Source organism: Streptomyces sp. HSS9-12 (genome assembly GCF_054963655.1).
In genome coordinates this window covers 16,070-38,723 of sequence record NZ_JBUEGC010000005.1, presented here as the reverse complement: position 1 = coordinate 38,723, position 22,654 = coordinate 16,070, and the positions used below count along the sequence as shown (strand labels likewise).

Here is a 22,654-nt window from a genome sequence, read left to right as displayed (position 1 = left end):
GTCAGCCCACGCGACGGGCGGCCTTGGCGCGGGAGCGCTTCTCGACGTACATCCGCTGGTCCGCCGACTGCAGGACTTCCTCCGCCGACATGCCGCAGCTGGCCCAGCCGATGCCGAAGCTGGCACCCACGCGTACCACCCGGCCGTCCACCCTGATCGGGGGGATGATCGCGTTCCGCAGCCGCACCGCCAGGTCCTGCGCGTCCGCGCGGGTGAGGCCGTCGGCCAGGACGACGAACTCGTCGCCGCCGAGCCGGGCGACCGTGTCCCCGTCCCGGACGCCGCTGGTGAGGCGGCGGGCCACCTCGATCAGGACGGCGTCCCCGGTGTGGTGGCCGAACCGGTCGTTGATCGACTTGAAGCCGTCGAGGTCGCAGAAGAGCACGGCCACGCCCTTGGTGCCGTCCTCGGCGTCGCCCTCCGGCATGAACGTGTGCACATGTGATTCGTACGCGCCCCCCGTCGGACCACCGAAGGGTCCGTCGAAGCCGTCGGTGCCGAAGCCGTTCTCGTCGGCCTCCGTGACCCCGAGGACCCGGCTGCCCACGGTGTCCAGCGTGGCGCTGCTCGGCCCGTTCACCGGCGGGCGGCTGCACAGGCGGCTGCTGAGCCGGGCGCGCAGCTCCGCGCTGTTCGGCAGGCCGGTGAGGGAGTCGTGGCTGGCGCGGTGCGCCAGCTGCAGCTCGTGGCGCTTGCGCTCCTCGATGTCCTCGACGTGCGTGAGCAGGAAGCGTGGGCCGTCTGCGGCGTCGGCGACGACGCTGTTGCGCAGCGACACCCAGACGTACGTACCGTCCCGGCGGGCGAACCGCAGCTCGGCCCGGCCGCCCTCGGAGGAGGTGCGCAGCAGGGTGCCGATGTCCTCGGGGTGCACCAGGTCGGAGAAGGAGTAGCGGCGCAGCACGGAGGCGGGGCGGTCCAGCAGCCGGCACAGGGCGTCGTTCGTACGCACCAGCCGGCCGTGCTGCTCGCCGCCGAGCTCGGCGATGGCCATCCCGCTGGGCGCGTACTCGAACGCCTGCCGGAAGCTTTCCTCGCTGGCCCGCAGGGCCTGCTGCTCACGTTCCAGGCGGACCAGGGCGCGCTGCATGTTGGCCCGCAGCCGGGCGTTGCTGATCGCGATGGCGGCCTGGAAGGCGTACATCTGCAGGGCCTCCCGGCCCCAGGGGCCGGGCCTGCGGCCGTTGCGCGGCTTGTCGACGGTGAGGACGCCGAGGAGTTCATCGCCGGCCGAGTACATCGGCGCGAGCAGCCGGTCCATGGGGTGCCACTCGTCGGCGAACCGGGGCTCGGGGCCGTCGCAGTGCCACTGCGGGATGTCGTCGTTGTCGAGCATCCAGCCCTCGGTGTGCGGGATGAACCGCAGCTCGCCCCAGCGCTCGCCCATGCTCAGCCAGCGCTCCCATGCCTCGCGGGAGCCGACCCGGCCGGCCAAGAGGGCTTCGGCGCCCGCGCTGCCCGCGACGGCAGCCACGACGAGGTCACCGTCGGGCCGGACGAGGTTGACCGCCGCCAGCTCGTAGCCCAGACCTGTGATCACTCCGTCGGCGACGGTCTGCAGGGTGTCCGCGAGACTGCGGGCGGTGTTGAGGCCCGCGACGACATGGTGCAACTGCCGCAGGGTCGCCAACCGCACATACGGTTCCGACTCGGTCTCCATCGCTCGCTCTCCCCGAGACCTCGACAGCAACTCCAAGGGTGTTGTCGTCCGACTGCCACGGCCACTGAATCACAGCGAGCTGCCCAGCCGGTACACAGGGTCAACAATTACTGCTTGCTGTGACTCATGTCACAGCAGGTGATAATGGCATGTGAGGCGCCGCCACAGGGGCTGTAACTATTTCTGAAAGCAAATTCGGCTGGGACATTCGCAGGGGAAGCGGAGCGGTTGCCTCCGGCGGGAGTCCTAGGTCCTGGCTGGGTCCAGGGTCCGATGCGGCCACGAACGCCGGCTCGATAGCGTTCTTCGCGTGTTGCCCAAGACCCCTGCCCCGCGCGCCGAGCCCATCCCCCATGCTGATGGGGTGAGCGACGACGAGTTCCGTGCCGCAATGTCCCGACTTGCCGCCGGCGTGGTGCTGCTGACGGCATTCGACCCGGAGGACGGGCCGAACGGCGAGGACGTCGGCATGACCGCCACCGCGTTCATGTCAGTGTCACTTGACCCGCCGCTGGCGATGGTGAGCGTTCGCAACGAATCCCGGATGGACGACCTTCTGACCCGCCAACCGCTGTGGGGGGTGTCCGTACTCGCCGAGAGCCAGCGGCACATCGCCGGGCGGTTCGCGATGAAGGGGCGCATCAGCGACCGGCTGCTGTTCGAGGACATCCCGTATGTGCGCGGCGAGGTGTCGGGGGCGCCGCTGGTCGGGGGCGCGCTGGCGGTGCTGGAGTGCCGTACGGAGCAGCGGGTGCAGGCGGGGGATCACACACTGGTGATCGGGCGGGTGCTGACGGCGCGGACGCCGAGTTCGGAGGGCGGGCCGCTGCTGTACTTCAGGGGGCGGTACCACCGGCTGGCTTGAGGGTCGCCTCGCCGGCGTGGCCGGTCGCCTCGCCGGCGTGGCCGCTCCGCGCCGTTGGCGCGCCGCAGGCGCGTGCTGGTTCCGGGGGCCGGGGCCTCCGGGGTGGGGGTCCTGGACTGCGCATCCTCGGGCCTGGCGGCCCTGGGTGGGGGCAGCTCCCAGCGGTAGCCGGGGGAGCTTTTACGTCCAGGGCCCCCACCCGCCCCTGGCCTTCGGCATGGGGAACCCCAACGGCACCCGACCCCCTCCCCGCCGCGACCAGCCCACGGCCGTCGAAGAAGCCGCCGGCCGCTCCAGCGCACGCGCCTTCCACACCGGCGGCAGCGACTCGGTCGGTGCGAGGTCGAAGCGCAGCTCGACCTGGGTGTCGCTGGTGTTGACGTGCTGGCCGCCGGGTCCCGAGGAGCGGGAGCCGGCGGTGATTACGCGCGGCGTTGCTACCAGTCGCGGCCCGAGCGGCCGCGTTTGGTTTGGGCGCGCTTCTTCTTCTCGCGCAGGCGGCGCTCGTTGATGCCACGCGGCACCTTCGTGGGGCGGCGTGGCTTCGGCGGTGGCGCGGTCGCCTCGGCGAGCAGAGCGGCCAGTCGGACGGCCGCCGCCTCACGGTTGCGCCACTGCGAGCGGTGCTCCGATGCCCGTACGGACACGACCCCGTCGACAAGACGGTCCGCCAGCCGCTCCAGCGCACGCGCCTTCCACACCGGCGGCAGCGACTCGGTCCGTGCGAGGTCGAAGCGCAGCTCGACCTGGGTGTCGCTGGTGTTGACGTGCTGGCCGCCGGGTCCCGAGGAGCGGGAGAAACGCCACATGAGCTCGGCCTCCGGGAGGGAGACCGAGCCGCGGATCACGTAGGGCCCGGACATATGTCCCATGATCCAGGCGCCGGCCCGTGGAGTCATCCGGGTTTTCGACTGTCGCCTCGGAAGAACCGTAAAGAAAGCAAAGCGAGCCGGAACCCGGCGCTGGTCCGGTTGCGTTGGTGAGTGTGACGGTAGCTTCGTCACCTGTACGGAGCACCCGACACATTGACGATGAAAGGGACCCCCATGGCTGTAAGCCTGTCCAAGGGCGGCAACGTCTCGCTCACCAAGGAGGCACCGGGCCTGACCGCCGTCACGGTCGGCCTCGGCTGGGACGTCCGCACCACCACCGGCACGGACTTCGACCTCGACGCGAGCGCGATCGCCGTCAATGGCGCCGGCAAGGTGATCTCCGACGCCCATTTCATCTTCTTCAACAACAAGTCCACGCCCGACCAGACAATCGTGCACACCGGCGACAACCGCACCGGTGAGGGCGCGGGCGACGACGAAGCGATCAACGTCAACCTCGCCGGCCTTCCGGCCGAGGTCGAGCGGGTCGTCTTCCCGGTCTCCATCTACGACGCCGAGACCCGCAGCCAGAACTTCGGCCAGGTGCGCAACGCCTACATCCGCATCATCAACCAGGCCGGCGGCTCCGAGATCGCCCGCTACGACCTGAGCGAGGACGCCGCGACCGAGACCGCCATGGTCTTCGGCGAGCTGTACCGCAACGGCTCCGACTGGAAGTTCCGCGCGGTGGGCCAGGGTTACGCCTCCGGCCTCGCCGGCATCGCCCAGGACTTCGGCGTCAACGTCTGACGCTCTTCCGCGGAAAGCCCCCGGCAGCCGCCGGGGGCTCACGCATGTCCGGCCGACGGCCGCCCACCTGCCGGCCTTGGCTCAGTGTTTTCTCCGGAGCCTGAACGTATGGGGCCGTGCCGGCGTACGAGAACCCGAGAGACCGGCGGCGCCCGTTACTGGGGGGCGGGTGCCGCCGGACCCGCGGGCCCGCCGCTGCGGCGCCACAAACACCGTCCCGTCGTCACCGGCCTCCAGCACGACTGGCACCCCGAGCGACCTGCACGTCGTCACCGACGCCGCCACCGGCAAGCAGCTGTTCACCTACGAGGCCATCGAGACCGTTACCGGCACCGGCGACTACAACGGCATGGTCGGCCTCGGCACCACGCCGAACGGCGGCACCGTCGATCTGAAAGGCGACCAGCCCCGAGTACCAGGCGGTGAACGCCGCCTGGGCGGTCAACGTCAAGTGACCCCTGCCTGACCACAGCGGCGCGGGCCGCACCGGCTCCTTACGGTGCGGCCCGCGCCGTTTCGTCCGCCCCCAGCGTGGCAGTAGGTGAGTGAATTGGATCGGTCCGGGTGTTGGCGTACACGCCGCCTCGTACCACACTCGTTGATGCGGTGCGCGAAACGGATCGCGAATAGCGAAACAATACGTACGAAGAGAGGGTGGCACTCCATGGCACAACAGGTGCGCGGCGTTGTGGCTCCCGGCAAGGGCGAGCCGGTGCGGGTGGAGACGATCGTGGTCCCCGACCCCGGCCCGGGCGAGGCGGTGGTGAGGATCCAGGCGTGCGGCGTGTGCCACACCGATCTGCACTACCGGGAGGGCGGGATCAACGACGAGTTCCCCTTCCTGCTCGGTCATGAGGCGGCGGGCATCGTCGAGTCCGTCGGGTCCGGTGTCACCGAGGTCAAGTCCGGCGACTTCGTCATCCTCAACTGGCGCGCGGTATGTGGCCAGTGCCGGGCGTGCAGCAGGGGCGAGCCGTGGTACTGCTTCGCCACCCACAACGCGTCCCAGCCGATGACGCTCACCGATGGGACCCCGCTCGCCCCGGCCCTGGGCATCGGCGCGTTCGCGGAGAAGACGCTGGTCGCGGCCGGGCAGTGCACGAAGGTCGACCCCGCGGCATCGCCGGCCGCGGCCGGGCTGCTGGGCTGCGGGGTGATGGCCGGACTGGGCGCGGCACTCAACACCGGAAACGTCCGGCGCGGCGACTCGGTCGCTGTCATCGGCTGCGGCGGCGTGGGCTGTGCGGCCGTCGCAGGGGCGCAGCTCGCCGGCGCCACGAAGATCATCGCGGTGGACCTGGACGACCGGAAGCTGGAATGGGCGCGCGGCCTCGGTGCCACCCACACGGTCAACGGGCGCACCGCGGATGTCGTCGAGAGCGTCCAGCAACTGACCGGCGGGTTCGGCGCGAACGTCGTCATCGACGCGGTCGGCCGGCCGGAGACGTACAAGCAGGCCTTCTACGCCCGGGACCTGGCCGGCACCGTCGTCCTCGTCGGCGTACCCACGCCCGAGATGACGCTGGAGCTGCCGCTGCTGGACGTCTTCGGGCGCGGCGGTGCGCTCAAGTCCTCCTGGTACGGAGACTGCCTGCCCTCGCGCGACTTCCCGACGCTCATCGACCTCTATCTGCAGGGGCGGCTCGACCTGGACGCCTTTGTCAGCGAGACGATCGGGCTGGACGACATCGAGGACGCGTTCACGAAGATGCAGCGCGGTGATGTGCTGCGCTCGGTGGTGATCTTCTGATGGCGGCGAAGCGCGGAGCGTGCGGCCCGGGCACCTCGCAGGTGCGCATCGACCACCTCGTCACCTCCGGCACGTTCTCCCTCGACGGCGGCACCTGGGAGGTCGACAACAACGTCTGGCTCGTCGGCGACGACAGGGAGGTCTACGTCATCGACGCCGCGCATGACGCGGACGCGATCCTCGCGGCCATCGGCGACCGGCAGCTGCTCGGCGTCCTCTGCACACACGGGCACGACGACCACATCGACGCCGCTCCGGAGGTGGCGGAGCGGGCGGGCGCTCCGATCCTGCTGCACCCGAAGGACGAGGTGTTGTGGCGGATGCGCCACCCGGATCTGCGACCGGACGCCGGGCTCGCCGATGGCGAGGTACTGTTCGTCGGCGCCGCGCAGCTGCGAGTGCTGCACACGCCCGGTCACAGCCCGGGCTCGGTCTGCTTCTACGCACCGGACCTGGGCACGGTCTTCTCTGGCGACACCCTTTTCAAGGGGGGTCCGGGAGCGACTGGCCGCTCGTACTCCTCGTTCCCGACGATCATCGAATCGATCCGGGAGCGGCTGCTGACGCTCCCGCCGGAGACCGTCGTCCGCACCGGGCACGGGGATTCGACGACGATCGGCGAGGAAGCCCCGCATCTGGAGGAATGGATCGCGCGCGGCCACTGAGGCGAGGTTCCCCCCACCCGTCCTTCAGGGCGGGTGGGGGGAACCCGGGCGCCCCTGATGCCGCGACGGGCCCGGCCAGGGCCGTGACACCATCGACAGGTGATCGACCTCGGCTACTCGCTCTCCCGCCGCTTCCCGGACCCACCGCAGACCGACTACCGCACCGCGGACGTCCGGGCACTGCGCCACGATCTGTTCTGCGGCGATGTCCACCTCGCGGACACCGAGGCCGACCGCGAGTTGTCCACAGCCTGGGGATGGGTGCCGGTGCTGGATTTCGCCTGGGCGCTGTGCGACATCGTCGAGCAGCTCGACCGAGATCCACGCGGCAGCCGCTCGCACCGCCCGCAGTACGCCGAGCTGGACTTCACCGAGTCCACCGACCGGATGCTCTTCGAGCGGCGCTTCGGCTGGGTGGACATCACCGCCGACTGGCAGCCGGCCGAGGAGCCGCCGCTGACCTTCAACCACGCGGCGCTGCGCCGCGAGGCCCGCGACTTTCTGCACGATCTGATCGCGGACCTCACCGACATGCATGACGCGCTCGCGAACAATCCCGTCATCTGGGATCTGCAAGCGCGTTTTCCTCGGGTCTGAACCTTTCCGGAAACCGACCGAAACCGAAATCGGTCAGAGGCGGCGCAAGCGCATGGCCAGCCCATGTCCGACCAGAAGGTAAATCACGGCGGGCAGACCGTAATTGAGCAGAACCCGCAGACCTTCGGTCTCCATGGTGAAGATGTCCTGGGACCACCAGGCGAGGAAGTCCGCCATACCGTGCACAAAATCGACAAAGACATTGCCCTGGTTGGCTTCGAGCAGGTAGAGCAGGATCCACAGCCCCAGGAAGCCGGCGGCGATGTCCGCGATCGTGTGGATGACCAGGGCTGCCCGGTTTGCTCCGGCACCATCCTGGTTGCGGCCATAGGCGTCGTTTACGGGCATGGGTTCATGGGTATTGTTCATGCCCCGTTGCTTGCCTGGCGCCAACGCGTGAAACATCTTTCCGCGCTGCGATTGTGTATCAGCCAGGTAACCACGGCCCGAACTCCGATCTGCTCCCAGAATATCGGTGAAATACCGCGAGTTGGCCCGAAATGATCAATGCCAAGGGTTCCGGCCGCGGGCAGAGACCCTAAGTCCCTTGATCTCGAGCAAGCTTGAGGTTGAAAGGTGGGGCCAGCCGCACCGCACCGGTGCGGTCACCACCCATCGGGGAGTCCGCCGTGTACGCGATCCGCCCGTACGCCTTCGGTCCGGCAGAGAACCTGCTGCACGAGAAGGTCGAGGACCCGCATCCCGTGCCGGGCCAGGTCCGGATCGCGGTCGCAGCGGCCGGCGTCCACATGGTCGACACCGTCCTGCGGCAGGGCGTCGCGCGGCCCGATCCCCCTCCCCGAGCTGCCCATGACTCCCGGCCACGAGGCCGCAGGAACGGTCGACGCGCTCGGCCAGGCGTCCAGGAAGGCTGGCTCGGCCGTCGCGTCGTCGCCCACCTGGGCCGGCCCCGGCGGTCGGCGGCTACGCCGAACTGACCCTGGCGCACGTGGAGTCGCTGCACCCGCTGCCCGACGGGCTGGCAGAGGACAGGGCCGTGCCGCCCCCCGGAGGCCCCGGCCCCCGGCCCCCGGCACCCACCACCGCGCCGGACAGGCAACCCCGGCGCGGAGCGGCCACGCCGGCGAGGCGATCAGCCCCCCACCCCACCCAGCTCGCTCAGCGCACCGCCCGTCAGCCGGAACCCCGTCCACTCATCCATCGGCACGGCCCCCAGCGACTTGTAGAAGTCGATCGACGGCGTGTTCCAGTCCAGCACGGACCAGTCCAGCCGGGCGTACCCCCGCTCCACACAGATCCGCGCCAGCTCAGCCAGCAGCGCCTTGCCCAGCCCCCGCCCGCGCGCCTCGGGCCGTACGTACAGATCCTCCAGATAGATGCCGTGCAGCCCGGTCCAGGTGGAGAAGTTGAGGAACCACAGCGCGAACCCGAGCACCCGGCCGTCGTCCCCCTCGGCGATGTGCGCGAAGGCCGCCGGGTTCTCCCCGAACAGGGCCCGGTGGATGTGCTCCTCCGTGGCCTGCACCTCATGCTCGGCCTTCTCGTACGCGGCGAGCTCGCGGATCATGTCGACGATGGCCGGTACGTCCTCGGCCGTGGCAGTGCGGATCATGCCGGTCAGGATAAGAGGGCGCGCCGGCATGCCACATCCGGGTTTCCGCGCTCCACACACGAAAGCCCAGGCCAGAAGCTACTGACCTGGGCTGGTGAAAGAGAGCCGCCTGTCGGGTTCGAACCGACGACCTACCGCTTACAAGGCGGTTGCTCTGGCCAGCTGAGCTAAGGCGGCGTCGCGTACAGCATGCCGTACGCGGAAGCCGTCCCACTCTACAGCGTCCGCCACCGGGTGCCGCGACCTATATCGTGACCCGCCCCGCGATGGGCGAATTCCCCGCCCTCACCTACTGACAACGCACAGGTCCCCCAGGTAGCGTCACGGCAACCCACGACCCTCGTGGACTACACCTTTACTCGGATCGTCCGGCACGTTCCTGCCGGTGAAGGGACCACATCACCATGGCTACGGTCACGTACGACCAGGCCACCCGGATCTACCCGGGTGCCGACAAGCCCGCCGTCGACAAACTCGACATTCAGATCGAAGACGGCGAATTCCTCGTCCTCGTCGGCCCGTCGGGCTGCGGAAAGTCCACCTCGCTGCGGATGCTGGCAGGACTCGAGGACGTCAACCAGGGCGCGATCCGTATCGGTGACCGCGATGTCACCCACCTTCCGCCCAAGGACCGGGACATCGCCATGGTGTTCCAGAACTACGCGCTCTACCCGCACATGACCGTCGCCGACAACATGGGCTTCGCACTCAAGATCGCGGGCGTGCCGAAGGCCGAGATCCGCCAGAAGGTCGAGGACGCGGCGAAGATCCTCGACCTCACCGAGTACCTGGGCCGCAAGCCCAAGGCGCTCTCCGGCGGTCAGCGCCAGCGGGTCGCGATGGGCCGGGCGATCGTCCGGGAGCCGCAGGTCTTCCTCATGGACGAGCCGCTGTCGAACCTGGACGCCAAGCTCCGCGTCCAGACCCGCACCCAGATCGCGGGCCTCCAGCGCCGCCTCGGCATCACCACCGTGTACGTCACCCACGACCAGGTCGAGGCCATGACCATGGGCGACCGCGTGGCCGTACTCAAGGACGGTGTGCTGCAGCAGATCGACTCGCCGCGCAGCATGTACGACCGCCCGGCGAACCTCTTCGTCGCGGGCTTCATCGGCTCCCCGGCCATGAACCTCGTCGAGGTGCCGATCACCGACGGCGGTGTGAAGTTCGGCAACAGCGTCGTCCCGGTCAACCGCGAGGCGCTGGCCGCTGCCGCCGACAAGGGCGACCGTACGGTCACCGTCGGCGTCCGTCCCGAGCACTTCGACGTCGTCGAGCAGAACGGCGAGGCCGCGAAGTCGCTGTCGAAGGAGACCGCCGACGCTCCCGCGGGCCTGGCCGTGACGGTCAACGTCGTGGAGGAGCTCGGCGCCGACGGCTACGTCTACGGCACCGCCGAGGTCGGCAGCGAGCGCAAGGACCTGGTCGTCCGCGTTCCCGGCCGCCAGGTTCCGGAGAAGGGCTCCGTGCTGCATGTGGTCCCGCGCCCGGGCGAGACCCACGTCTTCTCGACCTCCTCAGGCGAGCGCCTCAGCGACTAGCGCCTCAGCGACTGACGCCATACAGCACCGGCGGCGCCGCATCCATCCAAGGGTGCGGCGCCGCTTCACTCTTCCGCGCCTCATTGAGGGACAAGTACCTACACACAACCGCCATTTCGACCCTGTGCGTCAACCGCCCGGCCACCATGGCGCGGCAATTCATCCCTCGAGAGAGTGACTAAATGTCGCCAAATCATCACCTGTCGCTACGATCGCGGCGTGAATCACGCAGCCCGCCGAATCGGCAGAACTCTCGCCCTCGTGCTCCCCGTCATGCTCGTCCTGTCCGGGACACTCGCGGTCACTCGCGTCCCGTGGGCGGCCCCCGACGGCGACTCGCAGTTGCTCACCGCGTCCTCGGAGAAGGCCTCCACACACGCGAAGTCCCGCGCCCCCCAGGACGCCCTGCGCGACCGGCTCCTCGCCGAACTCCAGGAGGAGAACCCGGGCGTCGCGCTCACGGACCTCCAGGAGACGACCACCCGCCGGCCCTCCCTGGCCAAGCACTGCGCCGCGATCGCCCGCGCACTGGGCCGGGCCGCGGTCGCCAAGTACGGCCCGCAGCGGGCGCAGGCGTTCTCCCGCCCGGTCTGCGACACCTCCTTCGCATACGGCGTGGCCCAGGAAACCGCCCGCTGACCGATAGGGCCGGGCGGCCACAGCCCTGGCGCCCGGCCGCCCCTCTGACATGACACAGCGCAGCACCGCATATGGTGCGCACCATGACAGGTGATCCTCGCGCTGAGACCAACCACGCGACGTGCCCGACGCAGGCCGTGGTCCTGGCCGGCGGCCAGGGGTCGCGGCTGCGCCCGTACACCGACGACCGGCCCAAGCCGATGGTCGAGATCCCCGGCACCGGGACCCCGATCATCGGCCATCAGCTGTCCTGGCTGGCCGAGCAGGGCGTGACCGACGTGGTCGTCTCCTGCGGGCATTTCGCCGAGGTCCTGCAGGACTGGCTCACCACGGCGGCGGACACCCTGCCGCTGCGCGTGACGACCGTGGTCGAGAAGGAGCCTCTGGGCCGCGGCGGCGGCCTCAAGTTCGCCGCAGCCTCCCTGCCGCACCCCGACCAGCCCTGGTACGCCACCAACGGCGACATCTGGACCCGCTTCTCGCTGCGCGAGATGGCCGCCTTCCACCACGAACGCGATGCGACGGCGACGCTGGCACTGGCCCGGCCGCGCATTCCCTGGGGCGCGGTGAAGACCGACGAGTTCGGCCATGTCCTGGACTTCATCGAGTCGCCGCCCTCGCCGTATCTCATCAATGCCGGGGTGTACGTCTTCTCCGCCGCCTTCACTGCTCTCCTGCCAAGCCGCGGCGACCATGAGCGCACCACATTCCCCCGGCTCGCGCGCGAGCACCGGCTGGCCGGCTACCCGCTGCCGCACGGCGCGTACTGGCGGGCCATCGACACGGCGAAGGATCTCACCGAGGCCGCGAAGGACCTGGCGGCTCGGGCCGGTTGACACCGGCGGCGGTCAGATGAGGACCGGCCCTGAACAGCTGTGAAGCCCGGCGGACCGTACCGCCGGGCTTCAAACGGGGGCAGATCAGCCCAGCAGGCCGCCGAGCGCGCCACCGCTGCCACCGCCACTACCACCGCTGCCGCCTGATGTGCCGCCCGGCGAGCTGCTGCCGCCGCTCGACGACGGGCCCGCCGACTGGTTCGACGGCGGTGCGGGCGGGGCGGGCTGCTGCGGGGACCGCACCCCGGGGGTGCCCTGGCCGGATGCCGCGCCCTGCCCGGCGGGCCGCCCGGTGCCGGCGCTGCCGGTCTCCCGGGGCGCGGCGGGCGACTTCGAGGACGCTGAGGCGGACGGGCTCGCGGACCGCCGGTGCGCGGACGATCCCGGGCTCTTGGAGGCCGGCCCGTCCGCCGTACGCCCGGGCTGCTGCGGCAGCGGCGAGCCGGGGAGGTGGTTCCTGGGGGCGTCGGTCGGGCCGGGGACGGTCGTCAGGTCCGAGGACCGTACGGCGCCGCCCAGAATCGAGCCGACGAGCAGGGTGAGCCCGCCGATGACGGTCACCATGATCGTGCCGCGCCGCAGCACACGCTGCCGCAGGTCCCAGATGCTGACGCGCGGCCCGAGCCGGCGCCACGCCTCCCCCGCGAGCCGCGCGTCCAGGGAGTAGACGGGGGCGCCCGCGATGATCAGCGGGCTCCAGGCGGCGAGATAGATGATGTCCGGTGCGTCGTACGCGGGCAGCGTCCGCCAGCTGACGGTCAGCAGCAGGGCGGCGGAGAGCAGCGTGCCGACGGCGGCGGCGAGCCGCTGCCACAGCCCGAGGATGGTCAGCACGCCCACCACGACCTGGATGAAGGCGACGGACAGCCCCGCACCGACCGGGTGCGAGAGGGCGAACTCGTGCAGGGGCGAGGCCACGCCCCACGGGTGGAGGGAGGAGAGCCAAGTGACCATCGAGCCGCGCTCGCCGCCGTCGAAGTAAACGGGGTCGCACAGCTTGCCCATGCCTGCGTAGATCGAGATGAAGCCGAGGAAGATGCGCATCGGGAGCAGGACGACACCGAGGTTCATCCGGCGGCCCGGGTAGTACGCGTGGCGGACCGGGTACGCGCTCGAGCGCCGGTGGCGCGGCCCGTCGATGTCATCCTCGTACTCGTCGAACTCGTCGGCGCCGTCCCGGCCGTAGCCGCCGCCGTACAGCTCGTCCTCGTAGCGATGGTCGCCGTAGCGATCGTCCTCATAGCGATCGCCCCCATATGAATCGTCGCCGTACGGCTCGTCGTCGAAGGCGCCGCGCGCGGGCCGTACGCGGCCGAGCAGTTCACCGTCGGGCGGCGGGACGCGCGGGCCGATGACCGTGGGCGCGTCACCGGCCTGGTCGATACGCACCCGCGGCAGCACCTGGGTGGCGCCCGGGTCGCCCGAACGCACACGGCCGACCGCTCTGTCGACGGCGAGTCCGGCGTCGAAGCTCACACCGGAGGTCCGTACGGCCTGGAGGAGCTTGCCGGCGGCGGGGTCACCGGGCTGGGAGCGTCCGCTCCACACCACCGGGGCGCGGCGCCGGCCGGAGCCGGGGCGAGAGCCCGCGGCAACTCCGGGGCGGACGGGCGAGAGCCGCGCGGCATCCGAGAGCGGGCTTCCTTCCGCGACCGGCGCGGCGAGCTGTACACGGAAGCTCGCGTGGTTGACGATGACCTGCGCCGGATCGCACGGCACCTTCACCGTGCTCAGCGCGGGCTCGTCATCGAACCCTGGCGAGCGTCCCCCGGTTGGGCGGGGAGTTCTGGCGTCCACACTCATCTAACCGAGTGACGAGCCGTTAAGACACTGCCTTGACCGCCCCGATCTGTCCGAGGCCCGTCAAGCCCCCAACTCGCCGGTCGGCACGGGAGCGCGCCCGCGCACGGCGGGGCGCCAGCCCCGCAAGCCCGCGCCTCCCTACGCGGAGCCGCTCCGGCGGCGAGCCGCCTCGTAGAGCACCACACCCGCGGCGACACCTGCGTTGAGGGACTCCGCGCCACCCGGCATCGGGATCCGTACCCGCAAGTCGCAGGTCTCGCCGACCAGTCGGGACAGGCCCTTGCCCTCGCTGCCGACGACGATCACGACCGGCCCATCGAGCACTTCGAGGTCCTGCAGCTCGACGTCGCCGTCGGCGGCCAGGCCGACGACGGTCATACCGGCCTTCTGGTACGCCTCCAGCGCACGCGTGAGGTTGGTCGCCCGGGCGACCGGCGTACGGGCGGCCGTGCCCGCCGAGGTCTTCCAGGCGCCGGCCGTCATCCCGGCCGCGCGCCGCTCCGGCACCACGACACCGTGGCCGCCGAAGGCGGAGACGGACCGTACGACGGCTCCGAGGTTGCGCGGGTCGGTGACACCGTCGAGCGCGACGATCAACGGGTCCTCACCGGCGTCGTACGCGGCGTCGGCCAGATCCTCGGGGTGCGCGTAGTCGTACGGCGGCACCTGCAGGACCAGGCCCTGGTGGTTGAGGCCGCCCGTCATCCGGTCCAGTTCGGGCTTGGGGGCCTCCATGAGGGCGATGCCCCCCTGGCCTCCGGCATGGGGGACCCCACCGCGGTCGGCGGCCAGCTGCAGCGCCTCCCGCACCCGCTCGTCGTTGTCGATGAACTGCTGGACGTAGAGCGTGTTCGCGGGCACGCCCTCGCGCAGCGCCTCGACCACCGGGTTACGGCCGACGACCAGCTCGTTGGTGCCCTTCGGTCCGCCCCGCCGCGGGGCAGGGCGGCGGGCCGCCTGCTTGGCGCGAGCGGCCGCGGCGCGCTGCTTGGCGTGTCCCTTGCGCATCTCGGCGGGCGGGGTCGGGCCCTTGCCCTCCAGGCCACGGCGCCGCTGGCCGCCGCTGCCGACCGTCGCGCCCTTCTTGCTGCTGGTGCGGCGGTTCCTGCGCTGGCTGTTGCCGGCCATGGGTCACCAATCTCTTACTGCTCAGAAAACTGCGTACATTGCATTATCCCGTCACGCCGCGGTCCCCGGCCGCCGGCTTGACGCCCGGGGGGAGCGCCCGGCGTGTAACACCCCGGCGCGAAGCGGGGCCGAGCCCTGCCCCCGGCCAAGGCGCCTGGTCAGCGCGAGCCGAGTTCCCAGCGCGGGCCCGACGGGGTGTCCTCGATGACCAGACCCGACTGCTGCAGCTGGTCGCGGATCGCGTCGGCCGTGGCGTAGTCCTTGCGCGCACGGGCCGCCTCCCGCTGCTCCAGCACAAGCCGGACCAGGGAGTCGACGACGCCGTGCAGGTCCTCGCCCCGGTCGCCGGTACCGGCCCAGTGCTCCTCCAGCGGGTCCAGGCCCAGCACCCCGAGCATCGCCCGGACCTCGGCGAGCCGCGCCACCGCCGCCTCCTTGTCGTCGGCGGTGAGGGCGGAGTTGCCCTGCCGGACGGTGGTGTGCACGACCGCGAGCGCCTGCGGCACGCCCAGGTCGTCGTCCATCGCCTCGGCGAACGCCGGCGGCACCTCGGCGGCCGGTTCGACCGGACCCCCGGCCTTCTCCACGACCCGCTGGATGAAGCCCTCGATGCGCGCGAACGCGGACTCCGCCTCGCGCAGGGCCTCCTCGCTGTACTCGATCATCGAGCGGTAGTGCGGGGTGCCGAGGTAGTAGCGCAGCACGATCGGGCGCCAGCGCTTGACCATCTCGGAGACGAGCACCGAGTTGCCGAGCGACTTGCTCATCTTCTCGCCGCTCATGGTCACCCAGGCGTTGTGCACCCAGTACGAGGCGAAGTCGTCGCCGAAGGCCTTGGCCTGGGCGATCTCGTTCTCGTGGTGCGGGAAGACCAGGTCAACGCCGCCACCGTGGATGTCGAAGGCCCGCCCGAGGTACTTGTGGGCCATGGCCGAGCACTCCAGGTGCCAGCCGGGCCGGCCGCGGCCCCACGGCGTCTCCCAGCTCGGCTCGCCGGGCTTGGCGGCCTTCCACAGGGCGAAGTCGCGCGGGTCGCGCTTGCCGGTCTCGCCCTCCCCGGCGGGCTGGCGCAGATCCGCCAGGTCCTGGTTGGACAGCTGGAGATAGCCGTCGTACGAGCGCACGTCGAAGTAGACGTTGCCGTCGGCCGCGTAGGCGTGGCCGCGCTCGATGAGCCCCCGCATCATCTCGATCATCTCGGGGACGTGGCCGGTGGCGCGCGGCTCGTAGGTGGGCGGCAGGCAGCCGAGCGCGTCGTAGCCCGCCGTGAAGGCGCGCTCGTTCTCGAAGCCGATCGCCCACCAGGGGCGGCCCTGCTCGGCGGACTTCGCGATGATCTTGTCGTCGATGTCCGTGACGTTGCGGATGAACGTCACGTCGTAGCCGCGGTAGGTGAACCAGCGGCGCATGATGTCGAAGTTGAGCCCCGACCGGATGTGCCCGATATGGGGTGCGGCCTGCACGGTCGCGCCACAGAGGTAGATCGAGACACAGCCCGGCACGAGCGGGGTGAAGTCACGGATCTGCCGGGCGCTGGTGTCGTACAGCCGAATAGTCACTACACCAGGGTAGTGGTCGCGCGGCAGTGCCCCGCGACCCCAAGGCCGCGCGGCACCGAAGCGTGACAAAAGAGCCTGGCCGGCCCCGCGGAATACGTCTGGATACGGTCCTGGATCCCGGGTACGGCCCTAGATCCGCCCGACGATCTTGCGCGGAGTGATGCGGACCACGACCCGCTCGCCGTCCTCCTCCTTGTTCGCCGCCGGGTTGAACTCCGCATACGGCTTGCCGGTGTACTTGTGCGACAGCTCATCGATCAGCTCGTCGCCGCCCTCGGTGCTGAGGGCGGCCGTGCCGCGGATCTCGGCGTAGGTGTACGGCGCGTCGGCCGGGTTGACCAGCACGGTCACGCGCGGGTCGCGGTGGAGGTTCCGCCCCTTGCGTCGGGCGACCGTGGTCGAGAAGACGACGTCGTCGCCGTCGCGCTTGACCCAGACCACCGAGAGCTGTGGGCTGCCGTCGGGCTGGATCGTGGCGACGGTCGCGAAGACGGGGCCGTCGAGGACCTTCTTCAGGTCCTCGGACAGTGCGGCTGCCATGTGTCCTCCCGGACGAGGTCGGATGGATGCGGTGCCTCGATCCGTACCCAACGCGCGGTCAGAAAGGCGTATTCCTTGGCCGTTCCGCCATCCCGCCACTGACCGGCGCGTTCGCGGGCGCGCGGCCCGCTCCCCGTCAACCCGGCGCTCCGCGCCGGGGTTTGTCCCGCCCACCCGCCCCGACCCGGGCCGGGATACAGCATGGCCGCAGGCGCGGGTTCGTCAGGCGCCGGGGAATACCAGGGCCGTGGCGATGGCGGCCAGGCCTTCACCACGGCCGGTGAGGCCGAGCCCGTCGGTGGTCGTCCCCGAGACCGATACCGGCGCACCGGCCGCCGCGGAGAGCACCTTCTGCGCCTCCCCGCGCCGCTTGCCGATCTTCGGCCGTACGCCGATCACCTGGATCGCGACATTGCCGATCCGGAAGCCCTCGGCCCGTACGATGCGCGCGGCCTCGGTGAGCAACGCCACACCCGAGGCACCGGCCCACTCGGGGCGGTCGGTGCCGAAGTGCGCGCCGAGGTCACCGAGCCCGGCGGCGGAGAACAGCGCGTCGCAGGCGGCGTGTGCGGCGACGTCGCCGTCGGAGTGCCCGGCGAGGCCGTACCCGCCGCTTTCGGAGCTCTCCCACAGCAGGCCCGCGCACCACAGCTCGCGGCCCCGCTCGAAGGCGTGCACATCCGTGCCGATTCCGACCAGCGGGAGCACACCACCGGGCGGCAGCCCGATGTCAGACGCTTCAGAAACCATCGGTGGCTCTCCTGCGGGCGAGCACGGCCTCGGCGAGTACGAGGTCCAGCGGCCGGGTCACCTTGAACGCCTCCTCATGGCCGGGCACGACCACGACTGGTACGCCGAGCCGCTCGACCATGCCGGCGTCGTCCGTGGCGCCCTCGCCCTCGAGCGCGACCTTCTCGTGGGCCTCGCCAAGCGTGGCGCGGTCGAAGCCCTGCGGGGTCTGGACGGCGCGCAGCAGGGCGCGGTCGGGGGTGCCGACCACCGGCTCCGGTTCGCCGGCGGGGCGCGGCTCGACCTGCTTGACGGTGTCGGCGACCGGCAGCGCCGGGACGACGGCCGGGGCCCCGCCCCGTACAGCCGCGGCGACCGCGTCCACCGTGTCGACGGGGACCAGCGGACGGGCGGCGTCATGCACCAGGACGGTGTCGATGTCAGCGGGGAGCGCCTCGAGGCCGGCACGTACGGACTCCTGGCGGGTCGCACCGCCGGCGACGATCAGCAGATCGGTGCTCTCGGTCTCCGGCAGCGCGTCGTCAAGGAGGCTGCGGACCTCGGCGACCCCGTCCGGCGGGGCGACCACCACGACAAGGGAGACGGATCGGGAGCGGGCCATGGCCCGTACGGCGTGGACCAGCATCGGCGTGCCGCCCAGCAGGCGCAACGCCTTGGGCGCGCCGGGGCCGAGACGGATACCGCGGCCCGCTGCGGGGATGACCGCGGCGGTGCGGCCGGCCGGGCGAGCCGTGCCCGCGGGGCTGTGTGCGTCGGACATTGATTGCGCGTTCAGGTTTGTTTCCTCGGCCGAGTTGGGTATGGCCACAGCGTGCCGGGCGTTGCCCTGACCGGTCCCTTCCGTGACAACTGGTCGGGCGGATTGCCTGGGCCCGGCACGACCCCAGTCACGCGGGAGCGTACAGCCAACGCCGCAGAGGGCTGCACCCGCACGCACATGCCGCAGCGCCCGGCGACATCGCTGCGTTTTTCGGGGGCCTGTTCCCCGGCCGTCCGCAGAGATCGCTCGGGCACCGCGACACGTTGCACGTTGCTTGAGCGTCAGGCGCCGTCACGTCAGGACGCGAGGACCTCGTCGAGCAGCGCCTCGGCCTTGTCCTCGTTGGTGTTCTCCGCGAGGGCGAGCTCGCTCACCAGAATCTGGCGGGCCTTGGCGAGCATGCGCTTCTCACCCGCGGAAAGTCCTCGCTCACGCTCCCGGCGCCACAGGTCGCGGACGACCTCTGCCACCTTGATCACATCGCCGGAGGCGAGCTTCTCGAGATTTGCCTTGTAGCGACGGGACCAGTTGGTGGGCTCCTCCGCATACGGCGCGCGCAGCACCTCGAAGACCCGATCCAGCCCGTCCTGGCCGACCACATCGCGTACGCCGACGAACTCCGCATTGTCCGCCGGGACCCGAACCGTCAGATCACCCTGGGCGACCTTCAGCACCAAGTAGGTCTTGTCCACGCCTTTGATCTGGCGAGTTTCGATGGCCTCGATCAGCGCGGCCCCGTGATGGGGATAGACCACGGTGTCGCCAACCTTGAACGTCATGTGACAGGTACCCCTTCCGTGGCTATCCAGAGTAACACGGGAACGCCCCGTTCTGAATGGCGTTTTCGCAGGTCAGGGCATATCTCGGGGCTTGACAACAGCGGTCGGAACGTGCTGCACGGGGCCGCCGAGAGCAGGTATTCGCAGGTCGGAGCGGCTGTGGCGGCGGAGCGAAACGCGTACGTTACACGTCATGACAGCCCTGCACGAGTGGCTGAACGTCCCGGTTTGCCGGAGTCCGGGAGGCTGACTTCTGCTACTCCGTTCGGCGCTGCGGGAGCAGATCCGGCCCCATTCACATATTGATCACACTCGCCTTCATGCTGCGTTCATGACTCCACCGGGTTGATCAAATTCACAACCTTCACCTATTCCTCGCCGATAATCGGCCGGACTGATGCCCGGACGATATTCGGCTGCCGCCGATGACGGCGCGGGGTGGCCGTCAGAGGCGGGTCGGGTGCGAAGGCCGATGGACGCCTGGGTAACCTATGGCCCGCTGACACACCCTTAGGGCGGCTTTACTGCCGCCTCAGCAGTCCATCCGCGACCGGGCAGACTCACGTTCGGCCGCCCGTAGCTCGTCCTAGGAGATGCCGCCGCCGTGAGCAGCAGCCTTCGACGCGGCGCCCTCGCCGCCACCGTCATCGCGTTCTCTCTCGCCTCACTGACCGCCTGCGCGGCCGGGAACCAGGCCGCGACGCTGGAGGTCAAGCCCGACAACGCCGAGACCACCGTGGGCGACATCAAGATCCAGAACGCCAATGTGGTCACCCAGCCGAACGGGGCCGAGGGTCCCGCGGTCGTGACGGCCAGGATCTTCAACAACGGCGGGAAGGACCAGATCCTCCAGTCCGTCACGCTGGCCGGGAACGGCAAGGCGAAGCTCTACCCCGCCAAGGGCACCACCGGCCCGGTCACCGTCCCGGCGGGCGGCAGCCTGCTGCTGGGCGGCAAGGGCAACCCCGCGGCCGTCTTCCCCAAGGGCAAGCAGGTCGCCCGCGACGGCGACGCGAAGCCCGTCATCTTCAAGCTGAGCGAGACGGGCGAGATCAAGCTGACGGCGTTCGTCTTCCCTGCGAAGAGTTACTTCGAGGAGTACGGGCCGAGCCCCAGCGCGAGCCCGAGCGGCAGCGCGAGCCCGAGCGTCAGCCCGAGCCCGACCGGTGCCGCGACTCCGACCGGCACCGCGAGCCCCGGCGGTTCGGTGTCTCCGAGCCAGACCCCTGTACACGCGAGCCACCACTGACCGTACGCACGAGGCCCCGGAGCAACCGGGTGCTGTTGGTTGATCCGGGTTCCTGTGCGACAACGTCGGCCTTCAAGACCTCGTTGCGGTCTTGAGGGCCGACGTCACGCAGACCCCGGAGCAACCAACAGCATCCAAACCGCTCCGGGGCCTCGCCCGTCTCCGTCCGGCCGACGGCCTACGGCTCGAACTTGTACCCGAGCCCGCGGACCGTCACCAGGTAGCGCGGGGCTCCCGGGTCCGGCTCGATCTTGGCCCGCAGCCGCTTGACGTGCACGTCGAGCGTCTTGGTGTCGCCGACGTAGTCCGCGCCCCACACCCGGTCGATCAGCTGCATCCGGGTCAGCACTCGGCCGGCGTTGCGCAGCAGCATCTCCAGCAGGTCGAACTCCTTCAGCGGCAGGTCGACCTTGCTGCCGTCGACGGTCACCACGTGCCGGTCGACGTCCATGCGCACGGGCCCGGCCTCCAGGGCGGCCGGCTCGACCTCCTCGGGCTCGCCGCGCCGCCGCAGCACCGCACGGATGCGGGCCACCAGCTCGCGCGAGGAGAAGGGCTTGGTCACGTAGTCGTCGGCTCCTATTTCCAGGCCGACGACCTTGTCGATCTCGCTGTCCTTGGCGGTCACCATGATGACCGGGACGTTGGAGCGGCCGCGCAGCTGCCGGCACACCTCCGTGCCGGGCAGGCCCGGCAGCATCAGGTCTAGAAGGACCAGGTCGGCGCCATTGCGCTCGAACTCGTCCAGCCCATCGGGCCCCGTTGTCGCGATGGCGACCTCGAAGCCCTCCTTGCGGAGCATGTACGACAGGGCGTCGCTGAACGACTCCTCGTCCTCGACGACGAGCACTCGGGTCACGGAAGGACCTCCGGGGCAGGAAGTGGTTCATCGGTGAAGGCTTCGTACGGACGGTCCTCGTCTTCGAGGTCGCCCGGCTCGATCAGGGTCCGGCCCTGGCAGTCGTCCGCTACCGTGTCCCGGTCCCGTGCGCGGCCCGCCTCCGGAAGCCGCAGGGTGAAGGTGGAGCCCTGGCCTTCAGCGCTCCACACCGTGACCTCCCCGCCGTGCGAGGCGACCACGTGCTTGACGATGGCGAGGCCGAGTCCGGTCCCGCCGGTGGCGCGCGAGCGCGCCGGATCGACGCGGTAGAACCGCTCGAAGATCCGCTCTTTTTCCTTTTCGGAGATGCCGATGCCCTGGTCGGTGACGGCGATCTCGATCAGATCGCCGCCAGGGGCGGTGACCCGGCGGCCGGCGATGCCGACGCGGGTGCGGGCCGGGCTGTAGTTGACGGCGTTCTCGACAAGGTTGCCGAGGGCGGCGGCGAGCTGGCCGCGGTTGCCCCATACGTGCAGGTCGGCGGTGCCGCCGGAGGCGATGGTGATCTGCTTGGTGCTCGCCTGGTGGCGGCACCGGTCGATCGCCTCGGCGACGAGCTCGTCCACGCGTACGGGCTCGGCGTCCTCCAGCGGGTCGTCGTTCTGCACCCGCGAGAGGTCGATCAGCTCCTGCACCAGGTTGGTCAGCCGGGTGGCCTCGATCTGCATCCGCCCGGCGAAGCGGTTGACGGCCTCCGGGTCGTCCGCGGCGTCCATCACGGCCTCGGAGAGCAGGGAGAGCGCGCCGACCGGGGTCTTCAGCTCGTGGCTCACGTTGGCCACGAAGTCGCGCCGGACCGCCTCGATGCGCCGGGCCTCGGTGAGGTCCTCGACCAGCAGCAGAACGAGCCGGGAGCCGAGCGGGGCGACCCTTGCGGAGACCGCCAGGGCCTCGCCGCGTCCCGTGCCGCGGCGGGGCAGATCCAGTTCGACCTGACGTATCTCGCCGTCGCGTCTGGTGTCCCGGGCCATCTGGAGCATGGGCTCCACCGCCAGCTTTCCGCCGCGGACCAGGCCCAGGGCGTATGCCGCGGAGCTGGCCTTCACTACGCTGTCGCCCTCGTCGAGGACGACAGCGGAGGAGCGCAGTACGGACAGCACGGTGTCGACGCCGGGTGGCAGTGCGGCGTCGGTGTGCAGTGAGCTGCGGGTGGGTTTTGCCTGCTCGCGCTCACTGAAGCGGAACGCCAGCATGGCGACGATGCCGGTACCGACCCCGGCGATCGCTGCCACTGCGGCGACTGCCGCGTTCACGTCCATGCGTCCAGATTAAGCGGGTGGTGAGACGCTTCTACAGCCATCGGGGTGGACCCAAGGGCACTCGTTGCCGAGAGTTCACTACCGATTCCACACTGGTTAACTCCGGACATCCAGCCGCAAAGCCCCCGGCCGAGTGGGTTGCCGGGACGGGTAGCGTCCGTTGCCAAGAGTTCACCTCGGCGTCAGCACTGATTCACCT

23 protein-coding genes and 1 tRNA gene are annotated in these 22,654 nt (G+C 70.4%); 10 read left to right on the top strand and 14 right to left on the bottom strand.

The window, feature by feature from the left end; all coding sequences use genetic code 11:
- Position 1: 1 nt before the first annotated feature.
- Positions 2 to 1,660 carry a diguanylate cyclase CdgB gene (gene cdgB, locus ACY34J_RS04200; RefSeq protein ID WP_462725105.1) on the bottom strand — a complete coding sequence of 553 codons (1,659 nt, stop codon included), beginning with the start codon at positions 1,658 to 1,660 and terminating at the stop codon, positions 2 to 4.
- A 313-nt stretch (positions 1,661 to 1,973) separates the two neighbouring features.
- Here cdgB and ACY34J_RS04195 point away from each other — a divergent pair, with 313 nt between their 5' ends.
- Positions 1,974 to 2,525: a flavin reductase family protein gene (locus ACY34J_RS04195; protein ID WP_462725194.1), complete on the top strand. Its 552-nt coding sequence runs from the start codon at positions 1,974 to 1,976 to the stop codon at positions 2,523 to 2,525.
- A 437-nt stretch (positions 2,526 to 2,962) separates the two neighbouring features.
- On the opposite strand, the gene arfB is transcribed toward ACY34J_RS04195, so the two are convergent.
- Entirely contained in the window at positions 2,963 to 3,388 is a 426-nt protein-coding gene (gene arfB / locus ACY34J_RS04190) for an alternative ribosome rescue aminoacyl-tRNA hydrolase ArfB (protein WP_462725104.1), read from the bottom strand.
- Between the two features lie 183 nt (positions 3,389 to 3,571).
- On the opposite strand from arfB, the gene ACY34J_RS04185 reads away from it, so the two are divergent.
- The 5 genes from ACY34J_RS04185 (at position 3,572) to ACY34J_RS04165 (ending at position 7,159) form a co-directional block, all read left to right on the top strand.
- Positions 3,572 to 4,147 carry a TerD family protein gene (locus tag ACY34J_RS04185; RefSeq protein WP_462725103.1) on the top strand — a complete coding sequence of 192 codons (576 nt, stop codon included), beginning with the start codon at positions 3,572 to 3,574 and terminating at the stop codon, positions 4,145 to 4,147.
- 169 nt (positions 4,148 to 4,316) lie between these two features.
- Complete coding sequence (locus ACY34J_RS04180) at positions 4,317 to 4,613, top strand: hypothetical protein (RefSeq protein ID WP_462725102.1); 297 nt, start codon at positions 4,317 to 4,319, stop codon at positions 4,611 to 4,613.
- A gap of 198 nt (positions 4,614 to 4,811) precedes the next feature.
- On the top strand, positions 4,812 to 5,897 hold the full coding sequence (locus ACY34J_RS04175) for an S-(hydroxymethyl)mycothiol dehydrogenase (RefSeq protein ID WP_462725101.1): 1,086 nt from the start codon (positions 4,812 to 4,814) through the stop codon (positions 5,895 to 5,897).
- Positions 5,897 to 6,562, top strand: coding sequence for an MBL fold metallo-hydrolase (locus tag ACY34J_RS04170; RefSeq protein WP_462725100.1), 666 nt, complete (start codon positions 5,897 to 5,899; stop codon positions 6,560 to 6,562). The genes ACY34J_RS04175 and ACY34J_RS04170 overlap by 1 nt, the downstream gene beginning before the upstream one ends.
- A 99-nt stretch (positions 6,563 to 6,661) precedes the next feature.
- Entirely contained in the window at positions 6,662 to 7,159 is a 498-nt protein-coding gene (locus ACY34J_RS04165) for a hypothetical protein (RefSeq protein WP_462725099.1), read from the top strand.
- Between the two features lie 33 nt (positions 7,160 to 7,192).
- Here the strand turns inward: ACY34J_RS04165 and ACY34J_RS04160 are convergent, their stop codons facing one another.
- From ACY34J_RS04160 to ACY34J_RS04150, 3 genes are all read right to left on the bottom strand, one after another.
- Positions 7,193 to 7,528, bottom strand: coding sequence for a hypothetical protein (locus ACY34J_RS04160; protein ID WP_462725098.1), 336 nt, complete (start codon positions 7,526 to 7,528; stop codon positions 7,193 to 7,195).
- A 724-nt stretch (positions 7,529 to 8,252) separates the two neighbouring features.
- Complete coding sequence (locus ACY34J_RS04155) at positions 8,253 to 8,732, bottom strand: N-acetyltransferase family protein (protein ID WP_462725097.1); 480 nt, start codon at positions 8,730 to 8,732, stop codon at positions 8,253 to 8,255.
- A gap of 103 nt (positions 8,733 to 8,835) precedes the next feature.
- Positions 8,836 to 8,909, bottom strand: a tRNA-Thr gene (locus ACY34J_RS04150).
- Between the two features lie 227 nt (positions 8,910 to 9,136).
- Here ACY34J_RS04150 and ACY34J_RS04145 point away from each other — a divergent pair.
- From ACY34J_RS04145 to ACY34J_RS04135, 3 genes are all read left to right on the top strand, one after another.
- The gene (locus ACY34J_RS04145) at positions 9,137 to 10,273 is read left to right on the top strand and encodes an ABC transporter ATP-binding protein (RefSeq protein ID WP_462725096.1); all 1,137 of its coding nucleotides are present in this window, start codon (positions 9,137 to 9,139) and stop codon (positions 10,271 to 10,273) included.
- A 219-nt stretch (positions 10,274 to 10,492) separates the two neighbouring features.
- Complete coding sequence (locus ACY34J_RS04140; protein ID WP_462725095.1) at positions 10,493 to 10,912, top strand: hypothetical protein; 420 nt, start codon at positions 10,493 to 10,495, stop codon at positions 10,910 to 10,912.
- An 83-nt stretch (positions 10,913 to 10,995) separates the two neighbouring features.
- Positions 10,996 to 11,748, top strand: coding sequence for a nucleotidyltransferase family protein (locus ACY34J_RS04135; RefSeq protein ID WP_462725094.1), 753 nt, complete (start codon positions 10,996 to 10,998; stop codon positions 11,746 to 11,748).
- Between the two features lie 84 nt (positions 11,749 to 11,832).
- Here ACY34J_RS04135 and ACY34J_RS04130 read toward each other — a convergent pair whose 3' ends face one another.
- The 7 genes from ACY34J_RS04130 to ACY34J_RS04100 all read right to left on the bottom strand — a co-directional run bounded on the left by ACY34J_RS04130 (position 11,833) and on the right by ACY34J_RS04100 (position 19,067).
- Positions 11,833 to 13,551 (bottom strand): DoxX family protein, encoded by a 1,719-nt coding sequence (locus ACY34J_RS04130; protein WP_462725093.1) that lies wholly within the window; start codon positions 13,549 to 13,551, stop codon positions 11,833 to 11,835.
- A 138-nt stretch (positions 13,552 to 13,689) separates the two neighbouring features.
- Positions 13,690 to 14,679 (bottom strand): 23S rRNA (guanosine(2251)-2'-O)-methyltransferase RlmB, encoded by a 990-nt coding sequence (gene rlmB / locus ACY34J_RS04125; protein ID WP_462725092.1) that lies wholly within the window; start codon positions 14,677 to 14,679, stop codon positions 13,690 to 13,692.
- A gap of 158 nt (positions 14,680 to 14,837) precedes the next feature.
- Entirely contained in the window at positions 14,838 to 16,238 is a 1,401-nt protein-coding gene (gene cysS / locus ACY34J_RS04120) for a cysteine--tRNA ligase (protein WP_462725091.1), read from the bottom strand.
- Positions 16,239 to 16,367: 129 nt separating this feature from the next.
- Positions 16,368 to 16,778, bottom strand: a complete 411-nt coding sequence (locus tag ACY34J_RS04115; RefSeq protein WP_462725090.1) for a PPOX class F420-dependent oxidoreductase — start codon at positions 16,776 to 16,778, stop codon at positions 16,368 to 16,370.
- Positions 16,779 to 17,000: 222 nt separating this feature from the next.
- Entirely contained in the window at positions 17,001 to 17,528 is a 528-nt protein-coding gene (gene ispF / locus ACY34J_RS04110; RefSeq protein ID WP_462725089.1) for a 2-C-methyl-D-erythritol 2,4-cyclodiphosphate synthase, read from the bottom strand.
- The gene (gene ispD / locus ACY34J_RS04105) at positions 17,518 to 18,288 is read right to left on the bottom strand and encodes a 2-C-methyl-D-erythritol 4-phosphate cytidylyltransferase (protein WP_462725088.1); all 771 of its coding nucleotides are present in this window, start codon (positions 18,286 to 18,288) and stop codon (positions 17,518 to 17,520) included. Before ispD ends, ispF begins: the two co-directional genes overlap by 11 nt.
- Positions 18,289 to 18,584: 296 nt before the next feature.
- Positions 18,585 to 19,067, bottom strand: a complete 483-nt coding sequence (locus ACY34J_RS04100; RefSeq protein WP_003953493.1) for a CarD family transcriptional regulator — start codon at positions 19,065 to 19,067, stop codon at positions 18,585 to 18,587.
- Between the two features lie 604 nt (positions 19,068 to 19,671).
- Here ACY34J_RS04100 and ACY34J_RS04095 point away from each other — a divergent pair.
- The gene (locus ACY34J_RS04095) at positions 19,672 to 20,316 is read left to right on the top strand and encodes a DUF461 domain-containing protein (protein WP_462725087.1); all 645 of its coding nucleotides are present in this window, start codon (positions 19,672 to 19,674) and stop codon (positions 20,314 to 20,316) included.
- A gap of 178 nt (positions 20,317 to 20,494) precedes the next feature.
- On the opposite strand, the gene ACY34J_RS04090 is transcribed toward ACY34J_RS04095, so the two are convergent.
- Together ACY34J_RS04090 and ACY34J_RS04085 are read right to left on the bottom strand one after the other, a co-directional pair.
- A complete protein-coding gene (locus tag ACY34J_RS04090) occupies positions 20,495 to 21,175 on the bottom strand; it encodes a response regulator (protein ID WP_462725086.1) in 681 nt (226 codons plus the stop codon).
- Positions 21,172 to 22,455 (bottom strand): sensor histidine kinase, encoded by a 1,284-nt coding sequence (locus ACY34J_RS04085; protein WP_462725085.1) that lies wholly within the window; start codon positions 22,453 to 22,455, stop codon positions 21,172 to 21,174. Before ACY34J_RS04085 ends, ACY34J_RS04090 begins: the two co-directional genes overlap by 4 nt.
- Between the last annotated feature and the right edge of the window lie 199 nt (positions 22,456 to 22,654).

What these genes read in the sequence shown, in the direction of transcription:
- cdgB (WP_462725105.1), bottom strand. Translation starts at nt 1,660, where the DNA reads ATGGAGACCGAGTCGGAACCGTATGTGCGGTTGGCGACCCTGCGGCAG.
- arfB (WP_462725104.1), bottom strand. Translation starts at nt 3,388, where the DNA reads ATGTCCGGGCCCTACGTGATCCGCGGCTCGGTCTCCCTCCCGGAGGCC.
- ACY34J_RS04185 (WP_462725103.1), top strand. Translation starts at nt 3,572, where the DNA reads ATGGCTGTAAGCCTGTCCAAGGGCGGCAACGTCTCGCTCACCAAGGAG.
- ACY34J_RS04175 (WP_462725101.1), top strand. Translation starts at nt 4,812, where the DNA reads ATGGCACAACAGGTGCGCGGCGTTGTGGCTCCCGGCAAGGGCGAGCCG.
- ACY34J_RS04170 (WP_462725100.1), top strand. Translation starts at nt 5,897, where the DNA reads ATGGCGGCGAAGCGCGGAGCGTGCGGCCCGGGCACCTCGCAGGTGCGC.
- ACY34J_RS04160 (WP_462725098.1), bottom strand. Translation starts at nt 7,528, where the DNA reads ATGAACAATACCCATGAACCCATGCCCGTAAACGACGCCTATGGCCGC.
- ACY34J_RS04155 (WP_462725097.1), bottom strand. Translation starts at nt 8,732, where the DNA reads ATGATCCGCACTGCCACGGCCGAGGACGTACCGGCCATCGTCGACATG.
- ACY34J_RS04145 (WP_462725096.1), top strand. Translation starts at nt 9,137, where the DNA reads ATGGCTACGGTCACGTACGACCAGGCCACCCGGATCTACCCGGGTGCC.
- ACY34J_RS04135 (WP_462725094.1), top strand. Translation starts at nt 10,996, where the DNA reads ATGACAGGTGATCCTCGCGCTGAGACCAACCACGCGACGTGCCCGACG.
- ACY34J_RS04130 (WP_462725093.1), bottom strand. Translation starts at nt 13,551, where the DNA reads ATGAGTGTGGACGCCAGAACTCCCCGCCCAACCGGGGGACGCTCGCCA.
- rlmB (WP_462725092.1), bottom strand. Translation starts at nt 14,679, where the DNA reads ATGGCCGGCAACAGCCAGCGCAGGAACCGCCGCACCAGCAGCAAGAAG.
- ACY34J_RS04115 (WP_462725090.1), bottom strand. Translation starts at nt 16,778, where the DNA reads ATGGCAGCCGCACTGTCCGAGGACCTGAAGAAGGTCCTCGACGGCCCC.
- ispF (WP_462725089.1), bottom strand. Translation starts at nt 17,528, where the DNA reads ATGGTTTCTGAAGCGTCTGACATCGGGCTGCCGCCCGGTGGTGTGCTC.
- ispD (WP_462725088.1), bottom strand. Translation starts at nt 18,288, where the DNA reads ATGTCCGACGCACACAGCCCCGCGGGCACGGCTCGCCCGGCCGGCCGC.
- ACY34J_RS04100 (WP_003953493.1), bottom strand. Translation starts at nt 19,067, where the DNA reads ATGACGTTCAAGGTTGGCGACACCGTGGTCTATCCCCATCACGGGGCC.
- ACY34J_RS04085 (WP_462725085.1), bottom strand. Translation starts at nt 22,455, where the DNA reads ATGGACGTGAACGCGGCAGTCGCCGCAGTGGCAGCGATCGCCGGGGTC.